The organism is Nocardia sp. NPDC057440 (genome assembly GCF_042802915.1).
Classification (GTDB): Bacteria; Actinomycetota; Actinomycetes; order Mycobacteriales; family Mycobacteriaceae; genus Nocardia.
In genome coordinates this window covers 263,405-280,932 of sequence record NZ_JBHVDF010000002.1, presented here as the reverse complement: position 1 = coordinate 280,932, position 17,528 = coordinate 263,405, and the positions used below count along the sequence as shown (strand labels likewise).

The 17,528-nt window shown below is 66.3% G+C and carries 14 protein-coding genes; 5 read left to right on the top strand and 9 right to left on the bottom strand.

Annotated features, from left to right (window positions below):
* Window positions 1-115: 115 nt before the first annotated feature.
* Window positions 116-847 carry a hypothetical protein gene (locus ACFU4Z_RS04355; protein ID WP_379059649.1) on the bottom strand — a complete coding sequence of 244 codons (732 nt, stop codon included), beginning with the start codon at window positions 845-847 and terminating at the stop codon, window positions 116-118.
* A gap of 469 nt (window positions 848-1,316) precedes the next feature.
* Between ACFU4Z_RS04355 and ACFU4Z_RS04350 the strand changes: the two genes are divergently transcribed.
* Complete coding sequence (locus ACFU4Z_RS04350) at window positions 1,317-4,388, top strand: (Fe-S)-binding protein (RefSeq protein WP_379059648.1); 3,072 nt, start codon at window positions 1,317-1,319, stop codon at window positions 4,386-4,388.
* A 223-nt stretch (window positions 4,389-4,611) separates the two neighbouring features.
* On the opposite strand, the gene ACFU4Z_RS04345 is transcribed toward ACFU4Z_RS04350, so the two are convergent.
* The 5 genes from ACFU4Z_RS04345 to ACFU4Z_RS04325 all read right to left on the bottom strand — a co-directional run bounded on the left by ACFU4Z_RS04345 (window position 4,612) and on the right by ACFU4Z_RS04325 (window position 9,248).
* The gene (locus ACFU4Z_RS04345; RefSeq protein WP_379059647.1) at window positions 4,612-5,436 is read right to left on the bottom strand and encodes an enoyl-CoA hydratase-related protein; all 825 of its coding nucleotides are present in this window, start codon (window positions 5,434-5,436) and stop codon (window positions 4,612-4,614) included.
* Between the two features lie 50 nt (window positions 5,437-5,486).
* Window positions 5,487-6,089 carry a QsdR family transcriptional regulator gene (locus tag ACFU4Z_RS04340; protein WP_379059646.1) on the bottom strand — a complete coding sequence of 201 codons (603 nt, stop codon included), beginning with the start codon at window positions 6,087-6,089 and terminating at the stop codon, window positions 5,487-5,489.
* 26 nt (window positions 6,090-6,115) lie between these two features.
* Window positions 6,116-7,264 (bottom strand): acyl-CoA dehydrogenase family protein, encoded by a 1,149-nt coding sequence (locus ACFU4Z_RS04335; protein WP_379059645.1) that lies wholly within the window; start codon window positions 7,262-7,264, stop codon window positions 6,116-6,118.
* Window positions 7,264-8,493 carry an acyl-CoA dehydrogenase family protein gene (locus ACFU4Z_RS04330; RefSeq protein WP_379060334.1) on the bottom strand — a complete coding sequence of 410 codons (1,230 nt, stop codon included), beginning with the start codon at window positions 8,491-8,493 and terminating at the stop codon, window positions 7,264-7,266. Before ACFU4Z_RS04330 ends, ACFU4Z_RS04335 begins: the two co-directional genes overlap by 1 nt.
* Before the next feature lie 218 nt (window positions 8,494-8,711).
* Complete coding sequence (locus tag ACFU4Z_RS04325; protein WP_379059644.1) at window positions 8,712-9,248, bottom strand: YdcF family protein; 537 nt, start codon at window positions 9,246-9,248, stop codon at window positions 8,712-8,714.
* A 150-nt stretch (window positions 9,249-9,398) separates the two neighbouring features.
* Between ACFU4Z_RS04325 and ACFU4Z_RS04320 the strand changes: the two genes are divergently transcribed.
* Both ACFU4Z_RS04320 and ACFU4Z_RS04315 read left to right on the top strand, forming a co-directional pair.
* Window positions 9,399-10,721 (top strand): UDP-glucose dehydrogenase family protein, encoded by a 1,323-nt coding sequence (locus ACFU4Z_RS04320; RefSeq protein WP_379059643.1) that lies wholly within the window; start codon window positions 9,399-9,401, stop codon window positions 10,719-10,721.
* A gap of 152 nt (window positions 10,722-10,873) precedes the next feature.
* Window positions 10,874-12,196, top strand: a complete 1,323-nt coding sequence (locus ACFU4Z_RS04315) for an Hsp70 family protein (protein WP_379059642.1) — start codon at window positions 10,874-10,876, stop codon at window positions 12,194-12,196.
* Between the two features lie 15 nt (window positions 12,197-12,211).
* Here ACFU4Z_RS04315 and ACFU4Z_RS04310 read toward each other — a convergent pair whose 3' ends face one another.
* The 3 genes from ACFU4Z_RS04310 to ACFU4Z_RS04300 all read right to left on the bottom strand — a co-directional run bounded on the left by ACFU4Z_RS04310 (window position 12,212) and on the right by ACFU4Z_RS04300 (window position 16,304).
* Window positions 12,212-13,492, bottom strand: coding sequence for a YibE/F family protein (locus ACFU4Z_RS04310; protein ID WP_379059640.1), 1,281 nt, complete (start codon window positions 13,490-13,492; stop codon window positions 12,212-12,214).
* A gap of 436 nt (window positions 13,493-13,928) precedes the next feature.
* Complete coding sequence (locus ACFU4Z_RS04305) at window positions 13,929-15,185, bottom strand: pyridoxal phosphate-dependent aminotransferase (RefSeq protein ID WP_379059639.1); 1,257 nt, start codon at window positions 15,183-15,185, stop codon at window positions 13,929-13,931.
* Between the two features lie 108 nt (window positions 15,186-15,293).
* On the bottom strand, window positions 15,294-16,304 hold the full coding sequence (locus ACFU4Z_RS04300) for an XRE family transcriptional regulator (protein WP_379059637.1): 1,011 nt from the start codon (window positions 16,302-16,304) through the stop codon (window positions 15,294-15,296).
* Window positions 16,305-16,418: 114 nt separating this feature from the next.
* Between ACFU4Z_RS04300 and ACFU4Z_RS04295 the strand changes: the two genes are divergently transcribed.
* On the top strand, window positions 16,419-16,673 hold the full coding sequence (locus ACFU4Z_RS04295; RefSeq protein ID WP_379059635.1) for a hypothetical protein: 255 nt from the start codon (window positions 16,419-16,421) through the stop codon (window positions 16,671-16,673).
* Window positions 16,674-16,902: 229 nt separating this feature from the next.
* Window positions 16,903-17,352: a hypothetical protein gene (locus ACFU4Z_RS04290; RefSeq protein WP_379059633.1), complete on the top strand. Its 450-nt coding sequence runs from the start codon at window positions 16,903-16,905 to the stop codon at window positions 17,350-17,352.
* Window positions 17,353-17,528: the final 176 nt, after the last annotated feature.

Below are 17,528 nucleotides of genomic sequence, written 5' to 3'. Positions count from 1 at the left end.
GCGCTCCATGGGCTCGACACCTTCCCGCGCAGGTTGTGATGGGCCCGCGCCCCACCCCTAAAACCACCCCCGCCCCGCTCTCTACGAGAGCGGGCCGATTGTTGTTCGGTTCGAGTTAGTTCGGCGTTTGAACCGGCGCGGCCGCGGGCGCCACCGGCTTCTCGGCCCACTTCGTGGTGCCATCCGGAGCCTGGATGGTGTTGAGCAGCTCGAGACCCGCGGCAACCAGCGTCGGACCGCCGACGGCGATGGTGCCGAGGATGCCGCCGATGCCCGCACCGGTCAGCAGACCCGGAAGGCAGCCGACCGGAATGCTGATGATGCAGCCGGCGATCGCACCGATCGCGGTACCGATGAACCCGCCGACGGCGGTCGCGATGCCGAAGTTGCTAGCGAATTCGTTCTGCGCGCGCTGGTTTTCGATCGGCGACGCGATTTCCTTGGCGGCAACCGGCTTCGCGACGACCGGCTTGTTCGACACCGCGAGATCCGCGGGCTTTTCCGGGGTGACCTCGAGCACGGTGTCGTCGTTCTTCATATCCGCTTTGACCGGCACGAGCTTGCCGTCGACATCCACGTTCAGCGGGAAGGAGACGACGGTGTTGCCCTTGCCGTCACGCACGTTGGCGATCGTGGTCTTGGGGTCGTCGACAGTGGCGCCGGGCTCCTCGGTCAGCGAGAAGGTTCCACCCTTGAGGGTTGCGACAACGACCTTGTCAACCAGCTTGACGGAGTAGCTGAGGGGCTGAGGCGCCGCAGGTGCAGGCTCAGCATGTGCGGTGCCGAGGCCGATGGTCATCGCACCGATGACCATCGCCGAAGCCGCAGTGGTTCTGCGGAGATTCATTCAGTTTCCAATCCATCATTCACGGTTGTTCCCGAACCTTTCCAGCGCGCGAGAGCTCATTCAACCCAATGCGGTCTGACCTTTGGGTTCCCCCCGAGCGGCGCGAAGAGCAGGCACAGCAATTAGAACGACGTGAGCGTAAACGAACCGACATGAAGATGCGAGATGCATTACTAGCCCTGGGAACCCAAGGGACTAAGCCTGTCCTTACCTGCAACAACGCATGGGTCGACGTTTACGGTGGTAGCCGGTAGTAGACACCGTAGGATTGCCCGAATATGTGTGACATTACTCACAGGCAAATTTGGGCCAGAGCCCCAGTAAGAGGGGGTTCCGCCCAGCTGGCAATCGTACGATGGACACCAGTTGTTACTGGCGGGTAACTTACTGGCGGTTAGGATACGAGCCAACCGAGGCGGCGCATGGCCGCCCTCGACACTCGTGTTGCCTCTAAAAGAAAGGTCGCGACATGAATGCCCTGACAGTGACGCTGGGCACGATTGGGGCGACGCTCAGCCTCCTGTGTTGGGCGTCGTTCTTCGGCGGCGTGCGGAATATCGTCCGCGCCATCATGATCGGCCAAGGCGCGCCGGACCGTTGGCGACCGTTCTTCCCCCGCTTGAAGCAGATGCTCGTGGAGTTCATCGCGCACACCCGCATGAACAAATTCCGCACCGTCGGCTGGGCGCACTGGCTGGTGATGGTCGGTTTCCTCGGCGGCTTCATGCTGTGGTTCGAGGCATACGGCCAGACCTTCGATCCGGAATTCCACTGGCCGATCATCGGCGGCTGGGCGATCTATCACCTGTGGGACGAGATCCTCGGCATCGGCACCGTGGTCGGTATCTCGGCGTTGATCATCATCCGTCAGCTCAACCACCCCAGGGTGCCCGAGCGGCTGGCTCGCTTCACCGGCTCGAAGTTCGCACCCGCCTACGTGATCGAATCGATCGTGCTGCTCGAGGGTCTCGGCATGATCTTCGTGAAGGCGGGCAAGATCTCCGCCTACGGCCACTCGAACCCGGCCACCGACTTCTTCACCATGCAGGTGGCAAAGCTGCTGCCCGCGAGCACCACCATGGTCGCGCTGTTCGCGTTCGTGAAGCTGATGTCCGGCATGGCATTCCTGTACCTGGTCGGCCGCAACACCACGTGGGGTGTCGCGTGGCACCGGTTCTCGGCGTTCCCGAACATCTACTTCAAGCGTGAAGACGACGGCGGCGTCGCGCTCGGCGCGGCCAAGCCGATGATGTCCAAGGGGCAACCCGTCGACATGGAGTCGGCCGATCCGGACAACGACACCTTCGGCGCCGGCCGGATCGAGGACTTCTCGTGGAAGGGCTGGCTGGACTTCACCACCTGCACCGAGTGCGGACGCTGCCAGTCTCAGTGCCCGGCCTGGAACACCGGCAAACCGCTGTCGCCGAAGCTGTTGATCATGTCGCTGCGCGACCACGGCTACGCGAAGGCCCCGTACCTGCTGGCCGGCGGCCGCAAGGACATGGGCGGCGACGAGGTCGGTCTCCTCGACGCCGAGGGCAACCCGAACGAGGCCGCGCTGGCGAAGATTTCGGAGGCGGCGAAGGCCGAGGCCGAGCGTCCCCTGGTCGGGGACATCGAAGCGGGCGGCATCATCGATCCGGAGGTGCTGTGGTCGTGCACCACCTGCGGTGCGTGCGTCGAGCAGTGCCCGGTCGATATCGAGCACGTCGATCACATCATCGATATGCGCCGCTACCAGGTGCTGATCGAGTCGGAGTTCCCCTCCGAGCTGGCCGGGCTGTTCAAGAACCTGGAGAACAAGGGCAACCCGTGGGGTCAGAACTCCAAGGACCGGCTCAACTGGATCAACGAGATGGACTTCCAGATCCCGGTCTTCGGTAAAGACGCCGACAGCTTCGACGGCTACGAGTACCTGTTCTGGGTCGGCTGCGCAGGCGCCTACGAGGACCGCGCGAAGAAGACCACCAAGGCCGTGGCCGAGCTGCTCGCCACGGCCGGGGTGAAGTTCATGGTGCTCGGCGCGGAGGAAACCTGCACCGGTGACTCCGCGCGCCGCGCGGGCAACGAATTCCTGTTCCAGCAGTTGGCCGCGCAGAACATCGAGGTGTTGAACTCGGTCTTCGACGGTGTGGAACAGAGCCGCAAGAAGATCGTCGTCACCTGCGCGCACTGCTTCAATGCGCTGAACAACGAATATCCCCAGGTCGGCGGCAACTACGAGGTCGTGCACCACACGCAGCTGCTGAACCGGCTCGTGCGGACCAAGCAGCTGATCCCGGTCGCCTCGGTGTCGCAGAACATCACCTACCACGACCCCTGCTACCTGGGCCGCCACAACAAGGTCTACGACGCACCGCGTGAGCTGATGGAAGCCTCCGGCTCCACCCTCATCGAAATGCCACGCCACGGCGAACGTTCCATGTGCTGTGGAGCGGGTGGCGCCCGCATGTGGATGGAGGAACAGCTCGGCAAGCGCATCAATATCGACCGCGTCGACGAAGCGCTGTCCACCTCGCCCGCCAAGATCGCGACCGGTTGCCCGTTCTGCCGAGTGATGCTCACTGACGGTGTCACGGCCCGGCAGGAGCAAGGCCAGGGCGAAGGCGTCGAGGTCGTCGACGTCGCGCAGCTCATGCTCGACGCCATCGACCGTGTCGACGCGGGCACGTTGACCGAGAACCTGACGGTGGTGCAGGAACCGAAGGCTCCCGTCGTCGAGGAAGTCCCCGAGCCCGAGCCGGAACCTGTCGCGGAGACGCCGGTGGCGGCCAAGGCGGCGCCCGCGGGTGGCGGCTTGGCGATGAAGGGTCCGGCGAAAGCACCGGGCGGACTGGGCATGAAGGGCGCCGCGAAGGCACCCGGCGGTGGCCTGTCGATGAAGGGCGCGGCCAAGGCGCCCGGCGCCAAGGCGTCCGACGAGGCACCGGCCGAGGCGGCCACCACGGCGCCCGCCGCACCCGCCAAGGGCTTGGCCATGAAGGGCCCGGCGAAGGCGCCCGGCGGCAAGGGCTTGGCCATCAAGGGCGCGGCAAAAGCACCCGGCGCCAAGGCCGAATCCGCTCCGGCCGCCGAGGCCGCACCCGCGGCCGAAGCGCCCGCGGCCCCCGCAGCACCGGTGAAGGGCCTGGCCATGAAGGGCGGTGGCAAGGCTCCCGGCCTCGCCATGAAAGGCGCGGCCAAGGCCCCGGGAGCCAAGGCACCCTCGGCACCCGCACCTGCCGAAGCACCGGCTCCCGCCGCGGCTCCGGAAACAGCCGCCGCCGAACCGGTTTCGGAACCCACCGAAACCAAGCCGACGGCACCGGTCAAGGGCCTCGCCATGAAGTCGGGCTTCAAGCGCCCCGGCCCCAAGGCACCGGGCACCACAGCCGCACCGGCCCCTTCGGCGGCACCGACCGCCGAGACACCGGTGGAATCAGCTCCGGAACCCGAGCAGCCGACCAACGGCAACGGGACCCCCGAAGCCACTCCCCCGGCCGCCAAGCCCGGCGGCCTCGGCTTCAAGTCCGGAGCGAAGGCGCCGGGCCGCAAGAACTGACGGCAACCACTCAATACGATCGGCCCAGGTCCACGCGGACCTGGGCCGATCGGCTTCTGGCCGAGTAGGGGCCCGTCGTCAACCGATCCCAGACTTGATCATCGCCGCAACGGCCGAGATTCACGGGGCGTGAATCCTCCACGTGGACAACGACTATCAAACGATCGCGGCGGTGACTGATCAGCCGCATCACCGCTTGAAAACCAGGTGATCAGGCCGGAATCTAGGACAACCAGTCACCGAGGTCGGGGAGTTCGGTCTCGACCTTGCCGGTGAACTGGGGTGTGCGCTTCTGAAGGAAGGACATGACGCCTTCACGGAGATCGGCGCTGGAGAAGGCGTAGGAGATCAGGCGGGCGTCGAGGGTGAACACGTCTTCGGGGGTTTTGTCGCCGGACATGGCGACCAGCCCGCGGCGGATTGCCGCGACCGATACCGGCGCGACCTGCGTGGCGAGTTCGGCGGCCAGGGATCGGGCTGCCTGGAGCAGATCTTCGGGGGCGTGCAGGCTGGTCACCAGGCCCGCGGCCAGTGCTTCTTCGGCGCCGAAGATTCGTCCGGTGAGCATCCATTCCTTGGCGCGAGCCAGGCCGACGATGCGGGGCAGGAACCAGAGGGAGCCGCCCTCGGGGAAGAGGCCGCGGCGGGCGAAGACGAAACCGAAGCGTGAATCCTGTGCGGCGAGACGGAAATCCGCCGCCAGGGTCATGGAAAGGCCGACGCCGACCGCCGCGCCCTGCATCGCGACGATGACAGGTTTGTTCAGGTCGGTCATCGGGCGCACCACCCTGGTGGACCACTCGACCCAACCCGGCGCGGTGACGTCCTCGTCGGACGCGCCCGCGGTCAGGTCCATGCCGACGCAGAAGTCCTTGCCCGCGGCGGCGAAGACGACCACGCGGACCTCGTCGTCACGATCGGCGGCGGTGAAGGCCGCGCCGAGCTCATCGGCCATCTCGGTGGTGAAGCCGTTGCGGGCCTCCGGGCGGTTGAGCGTGATCGTCGCGACGGCATCGGCGACGGTGTAGATGATGGTGTTGTAGGACAATTCGACTCCTGGTCGTTTCGAGCGACCCGCAAGCAGTCGCTAGCGGTGGGTCAGCGCTTGCCGGATGCGGCGGTAACGAGCAGTTCGACCATGGCCGTCGCCTTGTCCGATCGGGGCGGGTCGCCGGTGATGACGTCGCTCCAGACGAAAGCTTCGCCGATGCGGACGATGGCATAGGCGAGATCGCGTATCTCGATGCGCGGATCGAGGTCGGGCAGATCGGTCAATCGGGATGCGGCCCAGTCGATCATCCGGCTCTGCACAACGGTGTAGCCCGAAGTGAGCACCCGCAGACCGTATTCGGGGTCGTCGGCGACGAATCGTGAGAGCGGTTCGAAGGTCCGCACGGTGTCGGCGAGCCGACCGAAATTGCGGACGAAGCGGTCGACGGGGCCGCCGTACCCACGCGCTTCGACCCGGGTGATCGCGTCGGCGATGATCCGCCAGACCACCTCGCCGATCACCACTTCCCTACTGCCCCACCAGCGGTACAGCGTCGCGCGACCGATACCGAGCTCGCGGGCCAGCTGCTGCATATCGATGCGACGACCGTCGAGAAACCACCGATGCGCGAGGTCGATGACCTCCTCGCGCGTGCGCTTCGACCGGGCAGCGGATGGTTGCGCGGCAGCCGGTGACGGCTCGTCGCGCACCGATTCCACCCCGCCGCGGGACACGGTTACGGCCTCGTGAGTGCGGCGTATCGAGCGAGATGCTGCTCGCTGGAGCCGAATTCGCGCTCGATCACGGTCAGCCGCTTGAAGTAGTGGCCGATCGCGAGCTCTTCGGTCATCCCCATGGCGCCGTGCAGCTGCACCGCGTTCTGACCGATGAACCGTGCCGCGCGACCGATGGTGACCTTCGCCGCCGACACCGACCGCGCGCGGTCGGCGGCGGAAGCGCCGAGCGAATAGACAGCGAGGTACACCGCGGCGGCGGCCTGCTCCAGCTCCATATACATGTCGACCATGCGGTGCTGCAATACCTGGAAGCTGCCGATCGGCACGCCGAACTGCTGACGCTGCTTGGCGTATTCGACGGTGTCCGCGAGCACTTTTCGCATACAGCCGACAGCCTCGGAGGCGATGGCCGTCGTCGCTTCGTCCACGGTCGCTTCGATATCGTCCCAGGCCGCGCCTTCGGTGCCGAGCAGCGCGTCGCCCGGCAGCCGGAAACCGGTGAAGGCGAGGTCGGAGCCGACCCGGTCATCGATGGTCCGGTAGGAGTGCACCTCGACACCGGCGGGTGGGTTGGCCGCGTCGAATTCCGTGAGGAACAGCGACACACCGGCTTTGTCGCGCCGGTCACCGGATGTGCGGGCGGTGATCAGCAGATGGGTGGCCAGCGACGCACTGGTCACGACGGTCTTCGCACCGTCGAGCACCCACGCGTCGCCATCCCTGCGCGCGATGGTCGACACGTCGTGGAACGTCGGGCCCGACGTCGGCTCCAGCGCGGCGAAAGCGGTGCGGGCAGCGCCGGAAACTATCTGCCGCAACACTTCCCCGGCAGGCTCGCCGCCGGAGCGCGTCAGCAGACCGCCGCCGATAACGACCGTGTCGACATACGGTTCGACGACCAGCGCGCGGCCGAGCTCCTCGGTGATCACCATCAGCTCGATCGGACCGCCGCCCATACCGTCGGCCCGCTCCGGCAATGTCGCGCCGAGGATGCCCAGCTCGTCGGCGAAGCCGCGCCAGATGGCAGGCTGCCAGCCCGCATCCGATTTGGCGGCGTCGCGGCTCTTCTCCAGTTCGTAGCGGGCGCCGAGGAACCCGGCGACCGCGTCGCGCAGGAGTTCCTGCTCTGTGGTGAGTGTGAAGTCCATCAGAGCCCCAATGCTGCCTTGGCGAGGATGTTTCGCTGAATTTCGTTGCTGCCCGCATAGATCGAGCCCGCGCGGTCGTTGAAGTAGCGCAGTGGGGCGACGGCCTGCCAGTCCTGGCCGCTGCGGTAGCCGTCGGCGGGCGGGGTGAATTCGGCGATCGGCCCGCCGGGCTTGGTGGCGTGCGGCTGATAGACACGGCCGCGCGGCCCCGCCGCTTCCAGCGCGAGTTCGGTGATCCGCTGGCTCAGCTCGGTGCCGAGCACCTTGAGCATCGAGGAAGCGGGGCCGGGGTTCTTGCCCTGCGCCATCGCGGAAAGGGTTCGGTATTCCAGGATCTCGAGCACTTCGGTGCGAATCCGCGCGTCGGCCAGCTTGGCCGCGAACGCCGCGTCGTCGATCAGCGGATTGCCGTCCGGCCCAGGCTGGTTCGCCGCCACGTCGGCCACATCCCGCGCCATCACCTGCAGCCACGGTGACGCCGCGCCGCCGCGTTCGTGCACGAGCAGGTACTTCGCCACGGTCCAGCCGTCATCGATCTGCCCGAGCACGTTGCTCTTGGGCACCCGCACATTGTCGAAGAAGACCTGGTTCTGCACCTCCTCACCGGAGGTCATCACCAGCGGCCGCACCTCGATGCCCGGCGTGGTCATATCGATCAACAGGAATGTGATGCCCTGCTGCTTCTTTCCCGCGCGCGAGGTGCGCACGAGGCAGAAGATCCAATTGGCCTCGGTCGCATGGGTGGTCCAGATCTTGCTGCCGGTGCAGAGGAAGTCCGCGCCGTCCTCGACCGCGGCCATGCTGAGCGAGGCCAGATCGGACCCGGCCTCGGGCTCCGAATACCCTTGGCAGAAGAAGATTTCGCCGGTCAGGATGCGCGGCAGATAGAACGCCTGCTGCTGCGGGGTGCCAAACGCGACGATCGCGGGCGCCACCATCCTGATCCCCATCGGCGACAGCGCCGGCGCGCCCGCCAGCGTCGCCTCCCTGTTGAAGATGTAGTGCCGGGTCAGACTCCAGTCGCACCCGCCGTGCTCGACCGGCCACGCCGGCGCCGCCCACCCGCGCTCGTGCAGGATGCGCTGCCACTCCATGCTCGCCTCATGGTCCGGATAGACACTCGTCGCCAAGCGCCCGGCCTTGCGCAGTTCGGGCGTCAGCTTCGCGTCGAGGAAATCCCGCACCTCGTCGCGAAAGGCCAGATCCGCCGCTGACCAGTCGTATTCCATCTGCCCTCCCAGAGGGGTCTGCGTCATTGCCTCACCACGAGCCCTCAGGCCCACGAGACACAACATACGACTGTCTCACTCGCGAATCAAACTGAAGCCACCCGCCAGCAGTTCTATCTCGGACAGCCCCTCCACGAGCGGTACAGGGCGAAGAGGTCTTCTCGACGTGTGCCGCAGCCAGGTGCCGCACGCCGGCACTTCGAGTGGATCGAGAGGTGTCAGCAGGGTTCGACGGCGGCTTTGAGGTAGCCGGCGGATTGGTAGGCGTAGTTGTAGGCCCAGCGGGCAAGCGAGAGGCCGGGGCGGGGGTCCAGGAAGAGGAGCTCTCCGTCCCAGCATTTTTCGAGGATGTGGCGGGCTCGCGAGATGTGCGGGGTGAAGGTTATGACGATGATTCGGCGCCAGTTCGCGGCTCGGGCCAGCGCGGCCAGTTCGCGGCCCTCACCTCGGGTGGTGCGGGGTGACGGGTCGAAGCAGATGACGTCGAAGCTGTAGCCGCCGTGGCAGATTCGGTTGATCAGTGGGCTGGTTTCGTAGGGGTTGGAGAAAAGGACTCGGGGCGCGTAGCCTTCGCGGGCCAGGCGTAGGGCCAGTTGTTCGCGGCCGTCGTGAGCGCCGCCGAGAACGAGGATGGCGTCGGCTTTTCCCGGCCGATCGGTGCGGGGGTCGACGTACACCGGCCAGAGCGCGGCAGTGCAGACGACGACGGCCGCGACAAGGCCCGACAGGAGCCAAAGTAGTCGACGGCGGCACACCAGGTCGATGGTAGCTGGAGTGTCGCGGACAAGAAGTTCGCAGTTCAACACGGGTATTCGAGATTCATGTCGCCACCTGTACACCTGCTGTTGCCGCGACTCTTGCCTCGGTGACGTGGTGTGGCCATTGGCGGGGCCTATCAATCGATCATGCGATGCACAGTCTTCGGAACCGGATACCTCGGGGCCACGCACGCAGCGTGCATGGCCGAACTCGGGCATGACGTGATCGGGGTGGACGTCGACCCCGGCAAGGTCGCGAAGCTGTCGGACGGGGTCGTGCCGTTCTACGAGCCGGGCCTGGAGGAAGTGCTGCGGCGGAATCTGGATGCGGGCAGGCTGCGGTTCACCACTTCCTACGCGGAAGCGGCGGCGCACGCGGACGTGCATTTCCTCGGCGTCGGGACACCGCAGAAGAAGGGCGAGTACGCCGCGGACCTGAAATACGTTCACGCCGTGGTCGATACGCTCGCGCCGATGCTGGAACGTCCCTCGGTGATCATCGGAAAGTCAACGGTGCCGGTCGGGACCGCGGCGGCATTGGGCGCGCGGGCACGCACGCTCACCGGCGCCGAGGTCGAGGTGGCCTGGAATCCGGAGTTCCTACGGGAGGGCTTCGCGGTGAAGGACACGCTACGCCCGGACCGGCTGGTGCTCGGTGTCGACAACCAGCGCGACGCCGCGGCCTGGGTCGAGGACCTGGTGCGGGAAATCTACGCCGATCCGATCGCGGCCGACGTGCCGTTCCTGCTGACCGATCTGGCCACCGCCGAGCTGGTCAAAGTGTCGGCGAACGCCTTTCTCGCGACAAAGATTTCGTTCATCAACGCGGTCTCGGAAGTCTGCGAGGCGACCGGCGCCGACGTGACCATGCTCGCCGACGCACTCGGCTACGACGCCCGCATCGGCCGCCGATTCCTCAATGCCGGAGTCGGTTTCGGTGGCGGCTGCCTGCCGAAGGACATTCGAGCGTTCATGGCCCGCGCCGGTGAGCTCGGCGCCGATCATGCCGTCGCCTTCCTCCGCGAGGTCGACAACATCAATATGCGCCGCCGCACCAAGATGGTGGACATGGCCGCGCGGGCCTGCGGCGGTTCACTGCTCGGCGCCAACGTGGCGGTGCTCGGCGCGGCGTTCAAACCCGAATCCGACGATGTGCGCGACTCCCCCGCGTTGAATGTGGCGGGCATGATCCAACTGCACGGCGCGGTGGTCACGGTGTATGACCCCAAGGCACTGGAGAATTCGCGACGCGTGTTCCCCACCCTGAACTACGCGACCTCGGTCGCCGAGGCGTGCGAGCGCGCCGATGTGGTGCTCGTCCTCACCGAGTGGGATGAGTTCGTCGCATTGCGACCGCAGGACCTGGACCCGGTGGTCCGCGGCCGCTCGATCATCGACGGCAGAAACTGTCTCAATCGTGCCACCTGGAGAGCCGCCGGATGGGTGTACGCCGGACTCGGCACACCGTAGAGTTGCCTGGCGAGGCGGGAGCGACTGCCGGACAACCAGTCCTGCCTTAGTCATAGCCGATCATCGGCGGTAGGGTCGGCGTGAGCGGCCTATCCACCGGCGGGCGGCACAAGGCTCGCATGTCGTGGAGTGTGAAACGAGATGGGTAGCTGATGAGTTCGGTTCTGGGAGTTTCGGTGGGGGCCGGCGCCGTGCGTATGGCGCGGCCACACGCCGCGAGCTCTCACGGACACGTCGCGCCACACTCGTTCGACCTGCAGACCATCCCCGTCGGCGAACACCAGGTAGAAGAGCTGGCCGCCGAGGCGATCGGCGTGACGCTTGAGGCGACGCCGGGTATCGAGGCCACCGCGATCGCCTACCGCAGCGAACAGCACGCCAGGGCGATCCGCGCATCGATGGCCCGTCAGCAGCTCACCAATTACGAACTCGTGCCCGAAATCATCGCCGCGCTCGAATTCGCCCACTCCACCGGCGATATTCGCGGCATCTCCTCGCTGGTGGTCTACGACCTCGGCAGCTCGGGACTTTCGGTCAGCGTCGTCGATGCCCAGACCCGTGAGGTCCGCCACAGCGAACGCACCAGCGATATCAGCGGTGACTACCTCGACTCCCTGGTCCGCGAGCAGCAGATCGCCTCGGGCCGGATCGCGCACCCCCCGGATCCGGCGGGCTTGGCCGCACTCGACGCGCTCTGCCGCGAAGCCAAGGAACAGCTGTCCTCGAACACCGCTGTCGCGCTGCCGAGCGAACAGGGTCTGGTGCTGCTCGCCCAGGAAAACTTCGAATCGCTGATCATGCTGGCGATCGAATCGTCGGCGCGGATGGCGCGCGATGTGATCGTGCGGTCCGATCGCCCGGTGCACGGTGTGCTGCTGATCGGTGGCTGCGCGCGAATTCCGCTGATCGCCAAGGTACTCGAGCGGTGGATGGGTGTGCCGGTGATCGTTCCGGACAGCCCGGAGACGGTGATCACCCGCGGCGCGGCACTGCTGGCCCGTCCGGTCCGCCCGATCCGGGCTTCCGCTCCCCCCGGCAGAATGCTCGATGACGACGATGAGCTGTCGCCCGCCTGGCTATCCGCGCCGCCCAAGCGTCGTCGCAAGCGTGAGATCAACGGCGCGGTCCTGACCGTCAGCGCGCTGGCGGTTGTCGCCGCCATCGGTCTCGGACTGGGTTACGGACCGCAGGTACTCGAACGCGATTCCCAGAGCAGTGAGCGCTCCACCTCGGTCTCCCCGACCAGCGCGCCGCGCACCACCACGCTCGACCCGCAGATCGCGGTCGCCCCCGGTACGACGACCGAAACCGAGGAATCGGTCGCCGCACCGCCACCGCGACGGCAGACCACGACGACGCCACCGCCGACGACGCCGGGCCCGAATACGATTGTCGTGCCGGGGCTTCCGACGATCGTGCTGCCGACGATTCCGACCGAGGTCTTCCCGTTCCCGCCGCCGCCACCACCGCGGTAGCCGGCGAGCCCACCCTCAGTTCTTCGCGTGCCTCGCGCGCCGCGCAGGCGCGGACGGCGCATGCTGCTTGCCGCCGAACGGGCGCGCGAGCATGACCGCGATTCCGGTCGTCAGCGGAACCGACAGCGCGAGCGCGATGCCGCCGACCGCCGACCGCGCGATCTCGATGGCCACCGCGTCGCCGGTCAGCACATCACGGATGGAGCGGCCCGCGACGCTGAACAGCAGCAGCAACGGCAGCGCACCGCCGGCGTAGGCGAGCACCAGGGTGTAGACAGTGCTGGCGATGTGGTCGCGGCCCACCCGCATGGCGGCGGTGAAAACATCACGACGCGAAGCCGATTCGTCGAGAGCGGCCAGCTCGAACGCGGCGGAGGCCTGGGTGATGGTGACATCGTTGAGCACACCGAGCGAGCCGATGATGAAGCCCGCCAACAACAGCCCGGTAATGCTGACGTGCTGAATGTAGGTGGCGACGTTGGTGTTCTGTTCCTCCGACAGCCCGGTCAGGTGCGTCGTCTCGATCGCGACCCAGGACAGCACCGCGGCGAGCACCATCGAGGTCAGGGTGCCGAGCAGCGCCGAACTGGTCCGCAGGTTCACACCGTGGGCGAGATACAGCACGGCATAGAGAATCAGCGCCCCCGAGACCAGCGCGACGGGGATCGCGGGTTTTCCGTCCAGCAGCGCAGGCAACAGGAACCCCACCAGCACGGCGAAGGCGAATATCAGTCCGAGCAGCGCGCGCAGCCCGCGCCAGCGCGCCACCGCGACGATCACCACCACGAAGACCAGCACGATCAGCAGCAACGGCAGCCCGCGCGAGTAGTCCTCGAAGGAGTACATCGGCGTACCGTTCGGATCGGTCTGCCGGACCAGTCGGATGTGGTCACCGGCGCGCAGGTCGGGTTGTCCTGGGCCCGGCGCGATTTCGAGCAGTGTGTGATTGCCCTTGTGCGGCCCGGAGTCGATGGTGATCAGACTGCGCTGGCAGGTGTAGGCGTTGTTGCGCGGCGCTTCCGGCTTGTCGACGAAGACCTTGCCGATCGAGGTGCTGCCGCACGCGCCGACGTCCTGCAGCACCACCGTCCCGGCCTCGGTCTCCACCGCGCCGCCGCCCGCAGTCTGCATCGGCAGCGGGATGTCGACATGCTGGGCGCTCGGCCACAGGACGATCGCGGCGATCACGACCAGCACACCGATGGCGGTGAGCAGTCCGATCACGACGCGGGCGGCATTGGCGCCGATCGCGATCGGTTCGGAATGGTCGTGGTGGTGATGATGGTGGTCGGTCATGACACCGCCGTGCGCTGTGGCGACGGTGCGCTTGCTGCGCTCACTTACCGGGCTCCTGCCTGTCGGACGTGTGCTTGTCCGGTGCCGAGCTTAAAGGATTTCATTTTCAAGACGGCGCATCGGACCGGAGCGGCGTTCGAGGCGAAATCCGGAACGGGGAAAGTGGGAGGGGGCGGCGGAGAGCAGGGGGATGTCTCCGCCGCCCGCGAGCTGGCGCCCAGGGGGGTAGGCGGCCGAACTCGAGGTCGGATCGTCCAGGGGGGGTAGACAACCCGACCGGGCACTCTAAAGTGCCAAGAGCCACTGTACACAAAAGGTCTTCTTTTGCGCTAGCTAGTCTTGAAAACTCGCCAATATCCATACGGTGAGTCTGTTTTTAGACCGTAAGCGGGGCGGTTTGGTTGCCCCGAACATGCTGGGCCCCTAGTCGGGCCCCTCACTGACGGTAGTTGGACAGGAAATTGCCGAAGCGCTCGATGGCCACCGCGAGATCCCGGGCCCACGGCAGCGTGACGATCCGCAGATGATCGTGATCGGGCCAGTTGAAGCCGGTGCCCTGCACCATCAGGATCTTCTCCTGCAACAACAGATCCAAGATCAGCTTCGAATCATCGTGGATCTCATAGACGTTCGGATCCAGCCGCGGGAACGCGTACAGCGCGCCCTTCGGCTTCACACACGAGACGCCGGGGATCATGTTGAGCCGCTCCCACGCGACATCGCGCTGCTCGAGCAGCCGCCCGCCGGGCAGGATCAAATCCTCGATGCTCTGGTGGCCACCGAGCGCCACCTGAATCGCGTGCTGCGCAGGCACATTCGGGCACAGCCGCGTCGAGGCCAGCAGGTCGATGCCCTCGAGGAAGCCCGCGGCATGCTCCTTCGGCCCGGTGATCGCCAGCCAGCCCGACCGGTAGCCCGCGACCCGGTAGGCCTTGGACAATCCGTTGAACGTCAGGCACAGCAGGTCGGGCGCGAGCGTCGCCAGCGAAATGTGCTTGGCGTCGTCGTAGAGAATTTTGTCGTAGATCTCGTCGGCGAGCAGCAGCAGCCGATGCTTACGCGCGATATCGACGAGCTGCTGCAAAACCTCGGCGGAGTACACCGCGCCGGTCGGGTTGTTCGGGTTGATCACCAACAGGGCCTTGGTCTTGTCGGTGATCTTCGACTCGATATCGGCGATATCGGGCTGCCAGCCGTTGGACTCGTCACACAGGTAGTGCACGGGGGTGCCGCCGGCGAGGCTGGTCATCGCCGTCCACAGCGGATAGTCGGGCGCCGGGATCAGCACCTCGTCGCCATTGTCGAGCAGCGCCTGCATGGTGATGGTGATCAGCTCGGAGACGCCGTTGCCGAGATACACGTCGTCGACATCGAGCTCGGGGAAGCCCGCGACCAGCTCATAGCGGGTGACGATGGCGCGCCGCGCCGACAGGATGCCCTTCGATTCCGAATAGCCCTGGGCATACGGCAGCGCGGCGATGATGTCACGCATGATCACATCGGGAGCCTCGAACCCGAACGGGGCGGGATTGCCGATATTGAGTTTGAGGATCCGGTGACCCTCCGCCTCGAGCCGTGCCGCGTGCGCATGTACCGGACCACGAATTTCGTACAGAACGTCCTGCAGCTTCGTCGACTGTTCCAGCACGCGCGGCGGATGATGCGGTAGATGACTCGGGCTCACCTGTCCCATGGTGCCATCCCGCCGCAAGCGCTTATCGACCTTATCGGCACCGAGGAGACCTGCGCCACTACCAACCCGGCACACGCGGGGATGCGGGAGAAAACCGAGGTCGCGGGCTCAGGCCGACGAATTACCCGGCGGAATGCCTTTGGCGGCGGTGATGCCGCAGAATTCCTCGATGCGTTCGTCGAGGAACCGCGCCTCCACCGCATCGCGGAAGGCGGGACCGGCGATGCGCCGCCGCACACCGGTGAGTCGCTCTTCCAACTGGGCGATGCGCTTGTCCTCGGCCAAACCGAGCACCGGATGCAGGGCCTCGGCCGCACCGTCCAGGCTGCCGTTGATCAGGTGCGCGGCGGCGCTGTCCACCCGGGCCAGGGATTCGGCGCCGTAGGAGCGCTGCTCGGTCGGACCGTTCGCATACAGCTCGATGGTTCGCTCGGTGGCGGCCAATGCGGGGGCCGCCTGGCCTAGGTGGATATAGGTGGCGCCCGCGTAGTAGCTGGCCTTCGCCTCGTTGAAGCCGAATACGCCGCCGATCTCATCGTGCAGCGTGTCGGTCTCACCGGTCGCGCGCGCGTCGTCCGCGGCACGGATGCACCGATCGGTGTCGGCGGCGCTACCGAGCCGAGACCAGATCCTGGCCTCGATATTGAGCAGGCGCACCCGCGCGGTGGCCGACTCCGCGAACTCCTGCCCGCTCTGGGCGAGCAGCACCGCGCGGCGCGGCCGCTCCGACCAGTATTCGATGAGCGCGTGCATGCCGCGGGTCCAGGCACGCAACCCGTTGTGGCCGCACAGTTCCGAATAGGCCCATGCGGCTCTGGCCTGTTCACCCGCCGCGTCGTAGTAGCCGAGGTCGGTGCTCGCGTTGGCGAGCAGACCAGAGAGGGTGCCTGCCAACAGATATAGGTGACTGGTGTCGGCGGGCCGCTGATGGCCCTCCAGCAGCCGGTACACCCGGCGGCGCACCCGCAGCATCTCCACCATCATCGGAACCGGCGGAATGCGCACATAGTCGTTCGCGATGCGCGTGACATCGGCATCGAGCTGTTCCAAAGTGGTCGCACCCACATTGGTGCTCTCGGCCTGGCCGGCGTGCTCGCTGGCCTCATGGGCAGCCGCCATGATCAGATCCCTCTCCGAAATCGCTGCTAACGCATCACCTCTCATCGCACCGGCGTCTATGAGAGCCAGAAGGTCCGCGTCGCTCGAATAATTGGTACGCGCCGCGGCGTCGGCATGCGCATCGAATCCTGGCACGGCATCACGATCAACAAGGGGTTGATCGATCAGCGCCGCAAACCTCGCCCGCACAACTTCGTCGGACCTGGCCAGGGACGTATCGAGAGCGGCTTGATTGATCGGACGTGGGTGTACCCGGGCGCCGCCGGCCTCCCACTTCGACACCAGGCGTTCGTGCACACCCAGATGCGCCGCGAACTCCCGGAGACTCATCCGCTTGGCATCGCGAAGGGCACGGGCCTCTTTACCTGACCATTGCCGGACCACGATGTCATCCCTTCGAACGAACAACTCCTATCCAGGGTACGAGGGGTTTGTGAGTGCGGCCACAGGCAAAAGCATTTCGCTATCAGGCGAGGCGGTGGTCGCGGCGGACAGCCGTGTGAGGGGCAGCGGAATGGCAGTGGAAGGCGGGCGCGCGGGCAATACCGAACCGCCGCCGTTGCCGCGACCCTTGTAACAGGAGGCAAGGAGTATGGCCGTGAACGTGGACAGGATCAGAACAGTCGACGATTGGGTGGCCTACTACCGGCACGAGTTCGGACTACCGGTCAGCGAGCGAGGCGGGTTCGTGATGCTGCCGATCACCGGTCGAGTGTGTGTCGTACATCTGCCGACCGCAAGGGCCGAAAAGGTCATGGCGGCTTTGGAACAGCAGGGGACGAGGGGCCCCATGCTGGCCAGGCAGATCCGATGGAGCTTCCTTGCCGAGCCGGACAGCCGGCCGGGGACACAGGTATTGGAGGTATTGAACCGTCTCGACATAGGCATACCTGCCATCGGCAGCGCCGTGATGTTGCCGACCGGACTCGGCCGCTGGACCCGGGAAGGGTGCTTCTGGGTCAGCCTGCCGAATCGGGGCGACACGCTCCCACCGCTTTCCGTCATCATCACGACGGCACTCGCGGTCGGAGCGGGCGGCGGGGATTGATTTTGCGTCATCACTCCCCGCCGTCGACGGCGCCGACCCGAGCCGGGCCCACCCCTATTTCTGGCAGTCGACAGGGGTGGCCCCGGCCCGGGGCCGTGCGGTCGAAGTACGAGCCGTGACACCCGCGGCGGAATCCGGCTGGAGTCGAAGGCATTCGGCCGCGACTAGGGCGCAAT

Coding starts and splice junctions, on each gene's coding strand:
- ACFU4Z_RS04355 (WP_379059649.1), bottom strand. CDS start 847: ATGAATCTCCGCAGAACCACTGCGGCTTCGGCGATGGTCATCGGTGCG.
- ACFU4Z_RS04350 (WP_379059648.1), top strand. CDS start 1,317: ATGAATGCCCTGACAGTGACGCTGGGCACGATTGGGGCGACGCTCAGC.
- ACFU4Z_RS04335 (WP_379059645.1), bottom strand. CDS start 7,264: ATGGACTTCACACTCACCACAGAGCAGGAACTCCTGCGCGACGCGGTC.
- ACFU4Z_RS04330 (WP_379060334.1), bottom strand. CDS start 8,493: ATGGAATACGACTGGTCAGCGGCGGATCTGGCCTTTCGCGACGAGGTG.
- ACFU4Z_RS04320 (WP_379059643.1), top strand. CDS start 9,399: ATGCGATGCACAGTCTTCGGAACCGGATACCTCGGGGCCACGCACGCA.
- ACFU4Z_RS04315 (WP_379059642.1), top strand. CDS start 10,874: ATGAGTTCGGTTCTGGGAGTTTCGGTGGGGGCCGGCGCCGTGCGTATG.
- ACFU4Z_RS04310 (WP_379059640.1), bottom strand. CDS start 13,492: ATGACCGACCACCATCATCACCACCACGACCATTCCGAACCGATCGCG.
- ACFU4Z_RS04305 (WP_379059639.1), bottom strand. CDS start 15,185: ATGGGACAGGTGAGCCCGAGTCATCTACCGCATCATCCGCCGCGCGTG.
- ACFU4Z_RS04300 (WP_379059637.1), bottom strand. CDS start 16,304: ATGGCGGCTGCCCATGAGGCCAGCGAGCACGCCGGCCAGGCCGAGAGC.
- ACFU4Z_RS04295 (WP_379059635.1), top strand. CDS start 16,419: ATGCGCATCGAATCCTGGCACGGCATCACGATCAACAAGGGGTTGATC.